The 16019-nt window shown below is 41.8% G+C and carries 9 protein-coding genes; 6 read left to right on the top strand and 3 right to left on the bottom strand.

The genetic code is table 11. The features are described from left to right. Positions 1-81: 81 nt before the first annotated feature. Positions 82-1401 carry an ATP-binding protein gene (locus K6V21_RS03040; protein WP_044269321.1) on the bottom strand — a complete coding sequence of 440 codons (1320 nt, stop codon included), beginning with the start codon at positions 1399-1401 and terminating at the stop codon, positions 82-84. 922 nt (positions 1402-2323) lie between these two features. Here K6V21_RS03040 and K6V21_RS03035 point away from each other — a divergent pair. From K6V21_RS03035 to K6V21_RS03025, 3 genes are all read left to right on the top strand, one after another. Then, complete coding sequence (locus tag K6V21_RS03035; protein ID WP_224320815.1) at positions 2324-5716, top strand: SusC/RagA family TonB-linked outer membrane protein; 3393 nt, start codon at positions 2324-2326, stop codon at positions 5714-5716. 22 nt (positions 5717-5738) lie between these two features. After that, the gene (locus K6V21_RS03030) at positions 5739-7436 is read left to right on the top strand and encodes a RagB/SusD family nutrient uptake outer membrane protein (RefSeq protein WP_007217014.1); all 1698 of its coding nucleotides are present in this window, start codon (positions 5739-5741) and stop codon (positions 7434-7436) included. A gap of 162 nt (positions 7437-7598) precedes the next feature. Then, positions 7599-8648 (top strand): winged helix DNA-binding domain-containing protein, encoded by a 1050-nt coding sequence (locus K6V21_RS03025; protein ID WP_224320814.1) that lies wholly within the window; start codon positions 7599-7601, stop codon positions 8646-8648. A 107-nt stretch (positions 8649-8755) separates the two neighbouring features. Here the strand turns inward: K6V21_RS03025 and K6V21_RS03020 are convergent, their stop codons facing one another. Beyond that, positions 8756-9763: an aspartate-semialdehyde dehydrogenase gene (locus K6V21_RS03020; protein WP_007217016.1), complete on the bottom strand. Its 1008-nt coding sequence runs from the start codon at positions 9761-9763 to the stop codon at positions 8756-8758. 154 nt (positions 9764-9917) lie between these two features. On the opposite strand from K6V21_RS03020, the gene K6V21_RS03015 reads away from it, so the two are divergent. The 3 genes from K6V21_RS03015 (at position 9918) to K6V21_RS03005 (ending at position 13536) form a co-directional block, all read left to right on the top strand. Next, entirely contained in the window at positions 9918-12056 is a 2139-nt protein-coding gene (locus tag K6V21_RS03015; protein WP_007217017.1) for a cation:proton antiporter, read from the top strand. An 18-nt stretch (positions 12057-12074) separates the two neighbouring features. Further along, entirely contained in the window at positions 12075-12785 is a 711-nt protein-coding gene (locus K6V21_RS03010) for a ThiF family adenylyltransferase (RefSeq protein WP_007217018.1), read from the top strand. Between the two features lie 100 nt (positions 12786-12885). Further along, complete coding sequence (locus K6V21_RS03005) at positions 12886-13536, top strand: ABC transporter ATP-binding protein (protein ID WP_224320813.1); 651 nt, start codon at positions 12886-12888, stop codon at positions 13534-13536. Between the two features lie 2 nt (positions 13537-13538). Here K6V21_RS03005 and K6V21_RS03000 read toward each other — a convergent pair whose 3' ends face one another. After that, positions 13539-15863 carry a TonB-dependent receptor gene (locus K6V21_RS03000; protein ID WP_224320812.1) on the bottom strand — a complete coding sequence of 775 codons (2325 nt, stop codon included), beginning with the start codon at positions 15861-15863 and terminating at the stop codon, positions 13539-13541. Positions 15864-16019 lie beyond the last annotated feature (156 nt).

Here is a 16019-nt window from a genome sequence, read left to right as displayed (position 1 = left end):
ATATTACCTAATTAAATGGCTATTAATTTAATGGCTATTTAATTATGCAAAGATAAGGATTAAGGGATAATGAGCAAATGATTATGAGATGAAAGATATAATCTTTCTTGTCCAATCTGCTAAATATAAAGGGATATTAATCAGTGTCCCGTCTTGCTTCAGATTGTTTAATGAATAACGCAACTTGCATACCGGATGATAGGTTGCATCATAAACAGATAAGCTTTTACCTCCCAAACGGGTTTGAGCTTTTACTTCAACAGGGATAATGTCACTATCGGATTGAATGATAAAATCGACTTCCGCTTTTCCTAAAGAAGTCCAATAGCGTGGAAGGATGTCATATTGAGGCGCTAAACTTTGCAAAACGTAGTTTTCGGCAACAGCACCTTTAAATTCCGTATAAGTCTCATTTCCTAAAAAGATAGCCTCCGGCGGAAGACCGGACAATTCGCGTAATAATCCGATATCAGATAAATAAACTTTAAATGCCGACAAATCATCGTAAGCTTTTAAAGGAAGAAAGGGCTTGGTGGTACAAAACACCCGATAAATCAAACCTGCGCTTTCCAACCAAAGCAGGGCGTCTTCATAATCACGGGCACGAGCGCCGGGTTTGACCATTTTATAAACAAACTTCCGGTTCTCTTTGGCTAACTGGCTTGGGATAGAATTCCATATATGGATAATACGGGGAATATCCTTGTTTTCAGCATGCTTTGAAAAATCTAAAATATAGGCGTTAAGTATTGCCTGTTGCTCCTTTTTGACTTTTTCCATGCCTTTGTTTTCAAGGAAACTGTTGATGACGGCAGGCATGCCACCTATTACCAAATATTGCTGGTACAACTCACTAAGGCGGTCTGTAATAAATTGAGGTAAAGCTGATATCTCGGACAATTCTTCCACGTAATTATATAGTTTCTCATTGGCTGTTTTCAGAAACTCTTTGAATGTGAGGGGATATAGATCGAGAAAATCAACTTTGCCTACCGGAAATGATTCCCCTTTAGTCAAAGCTACGCCTAATAATGAACCGGCAGCTACTACAACATATTCGGGTGAATCTTCATAAAAGTACTTTAATGAGTTTAAGGCAGAATTACATTCTTGAATTTCATCGAAAATGAGCAATGTCTCATTGGGTAAGATAGGGTAATCGGTCAGTAAGGACAATTGCGAGATAATCCGCGAAGGCTCTTTGGTCATTTCAAAGATTTCATGGATAGAATGATCCTTATCAAAATTGAATTTGACGGTGTATTTGAATTCTGTTCGTCCAAAATATTCAAGAATCCATGTCTTGCCAGTTTGACGAGCCCCTTTTAAAATAAGAGGTTTTCTCCCTGGATTGCGTTTCCACGTTTTCAATTCTTCGATTATATTACGATATAATTCCATAATAACTACTTTTATGTTCTGATTATTGGCAAAATACCACAAAACAGGTTCCGTTTATTGGCAAATATACCACAAATCGGAATATGGACAAATAATAAAGAGCTAAATAACATTTCTAATAAGAAAAACACAAAGAATAATTTGGCATTAGCTAATTAAATGGGCTTTAATTAAATGATCCCCTATTTAATACAAAAACAAGGCATAAAAGATAAGTATATCGGACATGCGGCATCTATATATCGGACGTGTCGCATCTATATATCGGATGCGCAGTATCTATATATCCAACGTCACCGATATATAGATGCTAAAAGAACAGGATGAAAGAGGTCAAATCGGACTTGCCTGAAATTACATTGCTTGTTGTGAATGAGAACAAGTAATGTAATCATCCACAACATTACTTGTTCCAGACCGCAACATTACTTGTTTTCAGCAGAAAGCAGTGAACTATTTCTTCTTGCAGGCTTTCAGTTCTCTTCAAACGCTCTGTTCATCGGCATTCCGGCTGAAAGATGCCTGAAACAGTCATAAGGCTGGAAATTTCAGCCGTAACGCCGATGAACAGAGCGTTTGCTGAGACCTGAAAGAACTGAAAGAGTATTTTCAGATTAAATAGTGGGTATAGGATGATACTTCATTTAATTCATAACCCGAAAGAAAAAAAACAATTCTGCCAACAGGTGTTATTATATTCTTTTTACCATAAAAAACTCAGCAATGTTCTCTTGGAACTTAGCCGATATATAATTATGGTAATAGAGATACAATATAAGTTAAACCTATAAATGGAGAAAGAGCCTATGAAACAGAAACTTATCTGACAGGAGAAATAGCCTTAGCTATTTCTAACTGACTATCCTTACCCCAACTTTTTAGAGAGAACTATTTAATTAATAACAAAATCATCAATCTTTTTATGAATGAAGATCGCAAAAAACGAGGATTGGCACATAGCAAATTCCTCACAGTAGTAGCAATGAGCGCACTGTTTTTGAGTAGCGGTAATGTGATGGCTACTCAGGTTGCTTCGGATAATGTCTTGGAAGTAACTGAGCAGTTACAATCTATTAATGTTACAGGTTTGGTCGTAGATGCGACGGGCGAGCCGATTATAGGTGCCAGTGTGGTAGAAAAGGGAACAACGAATGGTATTGTAACTGATATCGATGGTAAGTTTACTTTGAGTGTAAAGACTGGAGCTATATTAAAAATATCATTCGTAGGTTATCAGCCTCAGGAAGTAAAGGCTACACCTACTATGAAAATCGTGTTGAAGGAAGATACGGAATTACTGGATGAAGTTGTAGTTGTAGGTTATGGTGTACAGAAGAAAGCTAATCTAACAGGTGCAGTAACTACTGTTGACTTGAATAAGACTATGGCAGGACGCCCTCAGCAAGATGTAACCAAGGCATTACAGGGTGCGGTTCCTGGTTTGAGTATCACAACCGAAAATGGTGATATAAACGGAAGTGCTTCGATGCGTATTCGTGGTGTTGGTACCTTAAGTAATTCTGAAAAGAGTAATCCATTGATTGTGGTGGATGGAGTTCCGATGGATGATATCTCTTTCTTGAATACGCAGGATATTGAAAGTATCTCTGTACTGAAAGACGCCGCTTCTACCTCTATTTATGGTACACGTGCTGCCTTTGGTGTTATTTTGATCAATACAAAGAGTGCTAAACCGACGGAAAAGGTTACTATAAATTATAGCAATAACTTTGCTTGGGATCAGGCGACTTATTTACCTAATTTCCCGGATGTTCCTACACAGCTTCGAGCAGCATTGGAAGCCAAGGCTAATGCTAACCAATATGAAGTGGAACTCTTCGGTATGTATTTTGATAAACTGTTACCTTATGCCGAGAAGTGGGCGCAGCAGAATGGAGGAAGAAAACTGAAGTATGGTGAAATGAGACCGTATCAGAGTGACAGCAATGTGGGGGATTATTGTATTGTGGACGGAACTCCCTATTATTACGCCGATTGGGATGTTCAGGATATTTATTATAGCAAAGCAGCTCCTTCACAGAGCCATAATTTATCAGTTCAGGGAAGTTCTGGTAAAACGAACTACTATCTTTCTTTTGGTTATGATGAGAAAGAAGGTATTATGAAAGTGCGTCCTGATGAGTTGAAGAAGTACAATGTTTCAGTTAATGTTACGACCAATTTATATGATTGGTTACAAGTAGGCGCACGTGTCAATTATTCCCGTAAAGCTTATCAGCGTCCTGATGTTTACAGTAGTACGTATCAGACTTTATGGCGTTGGGGCTCTTTCTTCATTCCTTCAGGTACCATTGATGGTTATGATACCCGTCTTATGGCTATGCGTAAGCAAGCATCAGACCGCAAGGAAATAACAGACCTTACACGTATGAATGCATTCTTGAAAGCTGAAATTATTAAAGGGCTTACTTTGAATGCCGATTTCACTTATGCAATCCAGAACTTGAACAGTGGTTCTGAAGATTTCTCAGTCTATGGTATTGACTGGTCGGGAATGCCTACCCCTAAATATATTGTAACAAAAAGTAACTCGGCAATTTGGCGGGATAATTCCAAACAGAATACTTGGACTCTGAATGCATATGCCAACTATGCTAAGACTTTTGCAAAGAGCCATAATTTGAATGTGATGGTTGGAGCCAATGCCGAAGAAGTGGATTATACTTATTTGTATGGATACCGCAAAGGATTGTATGATGAAGCATATCCCGAATTGAATTTAGCAAGCCAAGATGGGCAACAAATAAATTGGTCACATACTTCCCGTGCATCAGCCGGCTATTTCGGACGTATTAATTACGATTACAAAGGTATTTACCTGTTGGAATTGAACGGACGTTACGATGGCTCTTCCAGATTCCCACATAATGATAAATGGGCATTCTTTCCTTCTGCTTCTATCGGATACCGATTCTCAGAAGAGGCTTATTTTGCACCGTTGAAGAAAATAGTCAGTAACGCTAAGTTTCGTGCATCTTATGGTGAAATTGGAAATGAAGCCATCGGAGATTATATGTTTGAAGCATTGATCAGTCAACGCGAAAATACATCGTCTACAGGATATATTTATTGGGTAGATGGTAATGGTGCTAATGCTAATAGATTAACTCAGTACAATATGCCTAAGCTGGTGTCGAAGTCTCTTACCTGGGAACGTATCCGTACCACTGACATTGGTCTGGACTTAGGTTTCCTGAATAACGAACTAACTGTAGGATTTGACTGGTATCAACGTGAGAACCGTGATATGCTTGCTCCTGCCCAGGTTTTACCGAACAGTGTAGGTGCTACTGCTCCTTATGATAATGCCGGTACACTACGTACTCGCGGATGGGAATTAAACCTCGATTGGCATCATAAATTCGGTGAATTTAATGTGTATGCTAACTTCAATCTTAGTGATTCAAAAACCAAGGTAACGAAGTGGAATAATGATACTAAGTTGCTCAGTTCTTACTATTCGGGCAAGAATTATGGTGATATATGGGGCTTTGATACAGATCGTTATTTTGAAGAATCTGACTTTACCGGTCAGAATGCAGACGGTTCATGGAACTACAAGCCAGGTATTGCCAGTCAGTCTGCACTTGAACGCGCTCCGTTCCACTATGGTCCTGGTGATATTAAGTTCAAAGATTTGGATGGAAGTGGCGAGATTGACGGTGGAAAAGGAACGGCTGATGATCATGGTGACTTGAAGGTTATCGGTAATTCACTCCCTCGTTATGAATATGGATTCCATCTGGGTGGCAGTTGGAAAGGCATCGACTTGGATTTATTTTTCCAAGGCGTAGGAAAACGTTCTGATTGGACTATTTCTTCTCTGAACTTTCCGATGATGCGTGCGGCCGATTTGGCTATTTACGATAATCAAAAAAGTTTCAACAGAGTATTTTATAGTGATGATTGGAAAACGATTACCGGTTATGATATCAACCAGGGTAACACTTATCCTCGTTTATACCCGGGAAATGAAGCTAAAGGTACTGTATCAGGTATTGCAAACGGTTCCAATAACTATTATCCGCAATCTCGTTACTTGACTGATATGTCTTATCTTCGTTTAAAGAACGTAACTGTTGGTTATACTTTACCGAAGGAGTGGACCCGCAAAGCTTTCATCGAAAAGGCACGTATCTACTTTAGCGGTAGCAACCTCTTCTTGCTCTACAAGGGTAGTGACCTTCCCGTTGATCCGGAAATCAGTACAGGTGATGGCCTTACTTATGGAGGCTGGGGACGTACAACTCCTATCACCCGTACCTTCTCATTCGGTATTCAGGTAACCTTATAATAACTATTAAACAATAAGAATGATGAAAAAGCTATTCATATACGGAACAATGGCACTGATGGCCTTGACAAGTTGTAATGACTTTCTCGACAAAGCACCTTTGGATGCCTTTACCAATACTCCCGCATATTGGAGTAATACAAGTAATCTTGATAATCAATGCAATACGTTCTATAACAACTATTCGGGTTATGGAAACGGCAGTGGTGGTGGCTGGTTCTATTTTAAGACACTGAGTGATGACCAAGTGGATTATCAGTCAACAGTCTGGACTTACACAAGTGTTGTGGCTACTTCTACAAATTGGTCTGACCCTTTCACCGAAATCCGTCGTGCCAATTATATTATCGAAGGGTTGAAAACATCTTCTCTTGATGAAGCTGTTAAAGCTAATTATGAAGGTCTGGCACGCTTAAACCGGGCATGGGAATATTATCAATTGGTGCGCATGTATGGTGATGTACAGTGGATAACTACGGTTGTAGACCCGGCGGATAAAGACGTGGTTTACGGACCACGTACGGATCGCGATATTGTAATGGACAATGTCCTTGAAGATCTCAATTATGCTACGACTACAATTACGGGAACTAACAAGCAACGTTTCAGTGCTGACATGGCTTTGGCTATGAAAGCTGACATCACATTGTACGAAGGTACCTACTGTAAGTATCGCAATGCAAATGACAATGCCGGCAAGGCTGCTGACAACACTCGTGCCGAGAAGTATCTGCGTGAATGTGTATCTGCTTGTGAGGCATTGATGGCTAAAGGATATTCATTGAATCCGAGCTATCAGGGAAACTACAATTCTGTGTCGCTCAGTTCTAATCCTGAAATGATCTTTTACAAGCCTTATTCACAGAATACTTTTATGCATTCTACCATTGACTATACTGTAAATACAAGTGGTACTAGTGGTATGACTAAAAATGCTTTCGACAGTTATTTGTTCCTTGACGGTAAGCCCAAAGCAACTACTACAATGGATACTAATGATGCCGCGGTAAAAGATGCAAATGGGAAGTACAATCTTGAGTCTGTTCTTGCTGTTCGCGACAAGCGATTGGCGGTCACTGTTGACCCGGTATTATGTTTCAAAGGTAGTGCCTATAGCCGTGCCGGGGTTGCCGGATTTACTTCTACTACCGGTTACGGTATAGCTAAATATGATAATACGACTGAATTGAGCGTAAGTGATCGTAACAGCATCAACAAGCAATATACGGACTGTCCGCTTTTCTGGCTGTCTGTTGTTTATCTGAACTTTGCTGAAGCCAAGGCAGAGCTTGGAACATTGACACAAGCTGATCTTGATAATTCCATCAATAAATTGCAGGAACGTGCCGGTCTGCCCGGTATGACTACTCAGCCGGAGGCTGATCCTGCCAACAATATGGGTGTTAGTAATTTAATATGGGAAATCCGTCGTTGCCGTCGTTGCGAGTTGATGTGCGATAATTGGACACGTTATTGGGACTTGATTCGTTGGCATAAGCTTGATTTACTTGATTCTTCCAAGAATCCTACGATCTATCTTGGAGCTAACATGAAGAATGTGGAGAATCCGGAAGTCGATGTGAATAGTGATGGATATATGATTGGTTCTAACACTCTTAACCAACCGCGTACTTACGAGGCTAAGCATTATTTCTATCCGATACCTACAACTCAGCTGACTTTGAATACGAATATGGAGCAGAATCCGTTCTGGAAATAAGGTGAGATTGTTCATGGCGTAACTAAAGGAGGTTGTATTCTATTTATTTAGAATTCAACCTCTTTCTTATTGGGATATAGGACGTTGTTGGATATCACAAAATATTCTCTATCTTTGTAAAAAGCTGTCCGATACTGAAATAATAATTTTATCATTTGAACTATGCTTAAACTAAGAATGTTGTCACAGGGGATTGCAGGACCACGGTTTGAAAAGCCGGAGGAAGTTGTTGAATGGATGGGTGCCATGCAGGCACAGGACATCAGGGCGGCGAAGTGGGCTGTAGGGTTACGCATTGCAAACCCCTCGCTGACGGCTGTGCAGGAGGCACTGGATACGGGGCGGATTTTGCGTCTTCATGTGATGCGTCCCACGTGGCATTACATTCCCGGCAGAGACATCAAATGGATGACGGGGTTATCCACTAAAGGTCTGTTGTCTAAATTTCGTTTTTATGCCAAGCATTTCAGTCTGACTGAAGAAGATTTCCTCCGCAGTAAGCCCCAGATAGAAAAAGTGTTGAGCGGACAACACCTGACGAGCCTGGAAGTTCTTGAACAACTACACTCGAAGGGTATCGCGCTCGACGAACCCATCGTGAAAATGTATCTGAGCTTTGGCGAGGCAGACGGTACCGTGTGCAGCGGCATTGAGAAGAACGGAAAGCATACCTATGCACTGACCTGTGAAAGAATTCCGGATGCCATCGAGCTCTCCCATGAGGAGGCCCTTGCAGAACTTACACGGCGGTATTTTAGGAGCCACGGTCCGGCCACACTGGAAGATTTCGTTTGGTGGTCTGCATTGAGTATAGGCGAAGCGCGTAATGCCATCGCTTCACTTGGCACTGAAATGATAACAGAGCGGTATAACGACCGTGAAATGCTGATACATGCTTCTTCGCCCGGGCTTGTAGGAGAGGTGGATATTGATGAAAGAAATGTCTTCCAGCTCCTTCCACCGTTTGATGAATACCTGGTAAGTTACAAAAATCGTTTAGACTGTATAAAGGAATCGCATACGAAGTATGCTTATAATAATTTTGGTATATTTCAATCTGTAATTCTCCATCAAGGCCGTATCACCGGGAATTGGCGTAAAACTTCAAAGAAAGGAGTTTTTGATACATCTTTCTTCCCAGGGTGCAGGCCTGCTGCGAAGAAGCTTATCGAAAAAGCTATAAAGGAATGTGTATTGTTCCATGAAAGTTGAATTTTTCTTTATATTGTAATATGAAAGAAGAGGCTATCTCACATTCGAGACAGCCTCTTCTTCATTAATTACCATTTCTTTAATGGCTATATCTTTATCGGTAACGCTTAGAGAGCATTCTCTTTTACCAAATATTCTGCAATCTGTACAGCGTTCAGTGCAGCACCTTTCTTGATCTGGTCACCCACAATCCAGAAAGTCAGACCGTTTTCATTAGCCAGATCCTTACGGATACGACCTACATAAACGGGGTCTTTGCCTGCAAGGAACAAAGGCATTGGATATTCCTTTTCGGCAGGGTTATCCTGCAATACCAAGCCGTCGCCTTTGGCAAAGGCTTCACGAGCTTCTTCCACTGAAATAGGACGTTCTGTTTCTACCCAAATACTTTCAGAGTGAGAACGAAGAGCTGGAACGCGTACGCAAGTTGCACTTACTTTAATGTCAGAATGCATGATCTTGCGGGTTTCGTGGAACATCTTCATTTCTTCTTTGGTGTATCCGTTATCAGTAAATACATCAATCTGAGGAATGAGGTTGAATGCCAACTGGTATGCAAACTTTTCAACAGTAACGGATTCGCCTGCTAACACCTGGCGGTACTGTGTGTACAATTCATCCATAGCGGCAGCACCTGCACCGCTGGCAGCCTGATACGTAGAAACGTGTACAGTCTTTATGTGAGAAAGCTGTTCGATGGCTTTCAGTGCCACTACCATCTGTATAGTGGTACAGTTAGGGTTGGCGATGATACCGCGTGGACGATCTTTTGCGTCGGCAGCATTTACCTCGGGAACTACCAAAGGTATGTCATTATCCATACGGAAAGCACTGGAGTTATCGATCATCACGGCACCATGTTTGGTGATGGTCTCGGCATACTCTTTAGAGGTACCAGCGCCTGCGGAAGTGAAAGCGATATCAACCCCTTTAAAGTCATCGTTGTGTTGCAAGAGTTTTACCTCGATCTGTTTACCGCGGAATGTGTATTTTGTTCCGGCACTGCGTTTAGAACCGAACAACACTAACTCATCCAACGGGAAATTTCTTTCATCGAGCACACGCAGGAACTCCTGTCCCACGGCTCCGCTTGCTCCAACAATAGCTACTTTCATTTTCTTTTGTTTTTTAATTAAGTTTATAAAAATGTTCTTCTATGCTTAAAAACGATAGAATTGGCTGCAAATTTATAACAATTTGCTGTATGACAACGTATAAAATGAAAACTTTTTTGTTATTTTGCAACGTAAAACCTAAAACTTGAAGCCCATGGACTTATTTGACTTCAGTCTGAAACTTCCGATTACTGATCCTACATGGATATTCCTCCTTGTATTGCTTATCATATTGTTTGCTCCCATTTTGTTGAATAGATTGCGTATTCCACATATCATCGGTATGATATTGGCGGGATTGGTAATTGGTGAGCATGGATTTAATATTCTGGCGCGGGATAGTAGTTTTGAACTGTTTGGTAAAGTGGGTTTATACTATATAATGTTTCTGGCTGGTCTGGAAATGAATATGGCGGATTTCAAGCAGAATCGGGGAAAGGCCGTAATGCTGGGATTATTAGCTTTTATTATTCCAATCATGATCGGTCTGGTGGTGAACATGACCTTCTTGAAGTATAGTTTGATCACTTCAGTCCTGTTGGCAAGTATGTATGCTTCACATACTCTGGTAGCATATCCCATTGTTATCCGATATGGTGTATCCCGACATCGAAGTGTCAGTATTGCCGTAGGTGGTACAGCGGTGACTGATACACTTACGCTGTTGGTGCTGGCCGTAGTAGGTGGTATGTTTAAGGGAGAATCCGGTGGATTGTTTTGGGTATGGCTGGTGGTCAAAGTCGTTTTCCTTGGCGGATTGATCATGTATTTTTTCCCCCGTATCGGTCGTTGGTTCTTCCGTAGGTACGATGATAATGTAATGCAGTTCATCTTTGTGCTTGCCATGGTATTCCTGGGGGCAGGGTTGATGGAATTTGTAGGAATGGAGGGTATCCTTGGCGCATTCCTTGCGGGGTTGGTGTTGAACCGGTTGATCCCCCATGTTTCCCCGTTAATGAATCATTTGGAATTTGTAGGTAATGCGCTTTTCATTCCTTACTTCCTGATTGGTGTGGGAATGATGATTGATATACATGTGATTTTTGGTCATGGTGATGCTCTGAAGGTGGCAGGAGTAATGATAGCGGTTGCTTTGACCGGTAAATGGATTGCCTGCTGGTTGACACAGAAAATCTATAAGATGGGAGCCATTGAGCGGGAATTGATGTACGGTTTAAGTAATGCCCAGGCTGCTGCAACACTGGCTGCCGTCTTGGTCGGATATAATATTATCTTGCCCAATGGTGAAAGATTGCTGAATGATGATGTGCTGAACGGTACTGTGTTGCTTATCCTTGTGACTTGCGTGGTGAGTTCGTTTATTACTGAACGCGCTGCCCGTAAAATAGCTATTGATGAGGCTCATTTGGAGGATGAAAAGCGTCCGGCAGAACTAGAGAAGATTTTGATACCGGTTGCAAATCCGGATACGATTGAAGACTTGGTAAATCTGTCATTGGTGATACGTGACCCGAAGCAGAGGGATAATCTGTTGGCACTGAACGTAATTAATGATAATAATGCATCGGAAACTCTGGAACTCCGTGGAAAACGTTATCTGGAGAAAGCGGCGATGATAACGGCTTCAGCGGATGTTCCGTTAAAGCTGATTAGCCGTTATGACTTGAATATTGCTTCGGGTATTATACACACGGCTAAGGAGCATGGAGTGACGGATGTAGTGATCGGTCTGCACCGTAAGGTAACTATTGTAGACTCTTTCTTTGGCATGCTGGCTGAGAATTTGCTGAAAGGCTTGCATCGGGAAGTAATGATTGCTAAGTTCCTGATGCCGATTAATACTTTACGGAGAATTAATATTGCCGTTCCGCCCAAAGCGGAATATGAAGCCGGTTTCCAGAAATGGGTGGAACACTTCTGCCGTATGGGAAATACATTGGGGTGCCGGGTGCATTTCTTCGCTAACGAAGAAACAACTACGCTTTTGCAAATTCTGGTGAAGAAAAGATTTAGCTCCACCATGACTGATTTTTCTCGTTTGGACGATTGGGGAGATTTGCTGTTGCTGACCGGGCAGGTGAATTATGATCATTTACTCGTGATTATCAGTGCTCGTCGTGGTTCTATCTCTTATGATCCTGCATTTGAGAGACTTCCCGCGCAATTAGGAAAGTATTTTGCCAATAATAGTTTGATAGTGCTGTATCCGGATCAATTGGGTGAGCCTCAAGATATGTTGTCATTCTCTAACCCGCGTGGCAATAATGAGGATCAGCATTATGAAAAGGTAGGTAAATGGTTCTATAAATGGTTTAGAAAGAGTGATAAGTGATAGGGGGATAAAGTGAGAATGGAAGATTGGCGGCAAAGAACACAACTCTTGTTGGGTGATGAAAAGATGGAACGGCTACGGCAGGCGCATGTGCTTGTAGTAGGCCTGGGTGGAGTAGGAGCGTATGCGGCGGAAATGATTTGTCGCGCGGGAGTAGGGCGTATGACGATTGTGGATGCAGATACGGTGCAACCAACGAATTTGAACCGTCAGCTTCCGGCTTTGCATTCTACGCTGGGGATGAGTAAGGCGGAAATTCTGGAGAAACGCTTCCGGGACATTAATCCGGAGATTGAACTGACTGTATTGCCCGTATTTCTGAAAGATGAAAATATTCCTGAACTGCTGGACGCGGCCTCCTATGATTTTGTAGTGGATGCTATTGATACATTGTCCCCAAAATGTCATTTGATTGCAGAGGCCATGAAGCGACATATTAAGATAGTCTCCAGCATGGGAGCCGGTGCAAAGAGTGATATAACTCAGGTTCGTTTTGCCGATATATGGGATACTTATCATTGCGGGCTGAGCAAAGCAGTCAGAAAACGACTCCAAAAAATGGGAATTAAGCGTAAACTGCCGGTAGTGTTCAGTACGGAGCAGGCAGATCCGAAAGCGGTACTGCTGACTGAGGATGAAATGAATAAGAAATCGACGTGTGGAACTGTTAGCTATATGCCGGCGGTATTCGGATGTTATCTGGCGGAATATGTGTTGAAGAGATTATAAATAAAATGAAGAATTAAAAATGAAGAATTTGGCTGCGCTGTAAAAGTGTGCTGAAAGGTTATTCTTCATTTTTAGTTCTTCATTCTTCATTAAAATAAGTATGATACAATTACAAGGAATAACCAAGAGTTTCGGTAGCCTGCAAGTTCTGCGGGGAATCGATTTGAACATAGATAAGAGCGAGATCGTTAGTATTGTTGGTCCGAGTGGAGCGGGAAAGACTACTTTGCTTCAGATTATGGGAACCTTGGATGCCCCTGATAGCGGAACGATAACGATCGACGGTACTTTGGTCAGCCGTATGAAGGAGAAGGAACTGTCGGCTTTCCGTAACAAACATATCGGGTTTGTCTTTCAGTTTCACCAGCTTTTACCAGAATTCACGGCATTGGAAAACGTGATGATACCTGCATTTATTGCCGGTGTGGGGCAGAAAGAGGCTACTGCATCTGCGCTGGAATTGTTGGAGTTTATGGGACTGACTGATCGTGCCGGGCATAAGCCCAATGAACTTTCAGGTGGGGAAAAACAACGTGTGGCCGTAGCCCGTGCTCTTATTAATCATCCGGCTGTGATACTGGCTGACGAACCTTCGGGTAGCCTGGATACTCATAATAAGGAAGAATTGCATCAGCTTTTCTTCGATCTTCGCAATCGTTTTGGACAAACATTTGTTATTGTCACTCACGATGAAGGACTGGCACAGATTACGGACCGTACGGTGCACATGGTTGACGGGGAAATAGTTTGATCTTATTTCCCCGTACTCATTACTCCTGATTCATTATCGCTATTGTTTACTTTTCTTTGTGTTGCTTTGAACTTACGCCCAAAAGAAAAATTGTAGGATAAGCTGACTAGAAACATACGTGAGCTTTCCTTAATATAGCTTTTAGTCTTGTACGAGGCAAATTGATTCCAATTCTCATTCTCTACTTTATAATTATCAGTGAATGGGTTGAAAGCACCTACGCCCAAACGGAGATCTTTATATTTATAATATAGACCTAATATCTGGATGTTTTCTCCTCCCGACAAGGTTTCTCCCCAAAAGTTATTCCAGTTGGTATTAATCTGCCAGAACAGGGAGAAACGCTTGTAGTTGAAAGAAGCCTGTCCTTCGTAATACCAGTTGGTATAAGTGTGGGAGTAATTGTTTCCGTTACTCATATAATGATTCACTCCACCGGTAAAAGAGAGTTGCAACATGTCCCATATCGGACCTACCCGGAGCATCAGTCGTCCGGACAGTTTCTGCCAGTCTTTCTGATTGTCCCATGTTTGTACAATTTTATTGCCTTCCTGCCGTTTCTCATCCATAATGGCATTGGGACGGTAATCATATGCACCCCATAGATTACTGTAGAAAATGCCTTTCTTCCACTCATAAGTCAGTTCCGTGCGATAGCACATATACGATTTCAGATTTGGGTTGCCACGACGTATTTGGAAAGAGTCTACCGTTTGTTCTATGGCGCTTAGGTCACTCAATGAAGGAGTGGTGTTAAAAACTTCAGCTTTCCAGCGGAGATATGAATTCTCCGAGAAGGTATAATGTAATGTAGCTTTCGGATTCACATTGTACTTTTCAGAAGGTTTGTCATTACCACTTTGGTTGTAGTAGAAACGTGTCAGGCTGACTCCTAATCTATAATCCAGTTTATGAATCTTTCCACGGTATTCACTGAATATGTAACTGTTTCCCTGGTTCATCCGGGTATCATAATTATGTCCGTTTCTGTATTCGTTGTTAGAATAGGACTGGGTGTGCTGTAAGCCAAAACTCAATGCGTTTCCTTTTGAGAACTGCTTTTCGTAAATGGCTTCTCCGATTATGGAGTATTTGTCACCCAATACATTGTTGTTAATGTCAGTCAATATTTCGTTGTGTAGGCTTTCCTGATAGATACGGTGCGACTTCTCCCGGTTGTAAGTTCCTACCAGATTGAATACCAACGTCTGCTTATTTTTTAGGTTTTGCTGATAGTAGAGATCTAAAGAGGGGCGAGTCCAGCTGTTCTTGGTGCGGTCTATCATATTTACCATATCTGTCTCATCATTCACATTATAGAGCACTCCCTGGTAATCCCAATTGGGCTGATTATTTCCACGCAGGCGGAAGGTGGCACTGAAGAGAGAATTTTTGGATGCCTGAAGACTGTAACTGACATTCAGATTTTGCATGAATAACATGGCATGGCTGGGCTCTCCCTTTTCTACGCGCTGAATGGTATTTCCATCTGCTAAGCGGAATGTTTCTTCATTATCCCGATACATACCGTAGAAATCGCGAGGCCCCATGTAGTAAGAAAGACCGAACTCTGATTTTTTATGATTGACTTTACCGAATACGTTGTAGTTTCCCCACATTGCATTGACACCTTGACTGAGATCGGTGCCGAAGCTTCCTCCCGTATCGGGGCGGCGAACGATGTAATCGAGTACGATTTCCGCATTGCCATAACGTAGTCCGGGATTGTCATGATATTCTATACGGATGATATCGGCGGGGCGCAGAGCTTTTATCTCATTGATATCTGCCTTGGCTCCGTTGATACGTATTTGCAATTCACCTCCACCGGATATTCCGATCTCATTATTCATCGGATTGACTTGGATACGTGGGAGCATCAGTTCTTGTAACAGATTGACTCCATTGGTGGAGACTTTCATCTGGCGTTCGGAAGGGAATACCAGTTTCCGGTCGGGACGGCTGATTTGACTGGAACCATTGATGGTTACACCCTCCAGGGCTACTGAGGCATCTTCCAGAAGAATATCTCCCAGATCTGTGTTACGTTTTACTCCGTTCAATGTGATGTATTGTGTGTTGTATCCAACACTGGAAAGAACCAATCGGTAATTGCCAGCTTCTACTTTATTGAAAATGAAACTTCCGTGATTGTTGGTAGACACACCATTTACAAAGACGGAGTCGGTGGTTTGCAGTACGACGTTTACAAATTCTGTGGCTTCATTGTCTGTTGCATTGCGTACAGTACCTTTTATCTCTATTTTTTGAGCAAATACTTCCTGTACCATACTGACCATCAGTATGGCTATTAATAATCTTTTCATTGTGATTTTTTTATTTTAATTCCTAATTCCAGAATGGCCTGTCCTGTTTCGGGTTGTTTTGTATTGATTAGACGAAGAAGAGGAGATTAAAGTTGCATCAGAGGGAAGAATTTTCTTATTCCTTTTCGGTTATGAATCTTTTCACCACAGAGGACA

Origin of the sequence: Bacteroides cellulosilyticus (assembly GCF_020091405.1) — a bacterium.
In the GTDB taxonomy this organism is placed as follows: domain Bacteria; phylum Bacteroidota; class Bacteroidia; order Bacteroidales; family Bacteroidaceae; genus Bacteroides.
The sequence above is the reverse complement of the archived record's forward strand: the minus strand, read 5'-3'. Positions and strand labels throughout refer to the sequence as shown.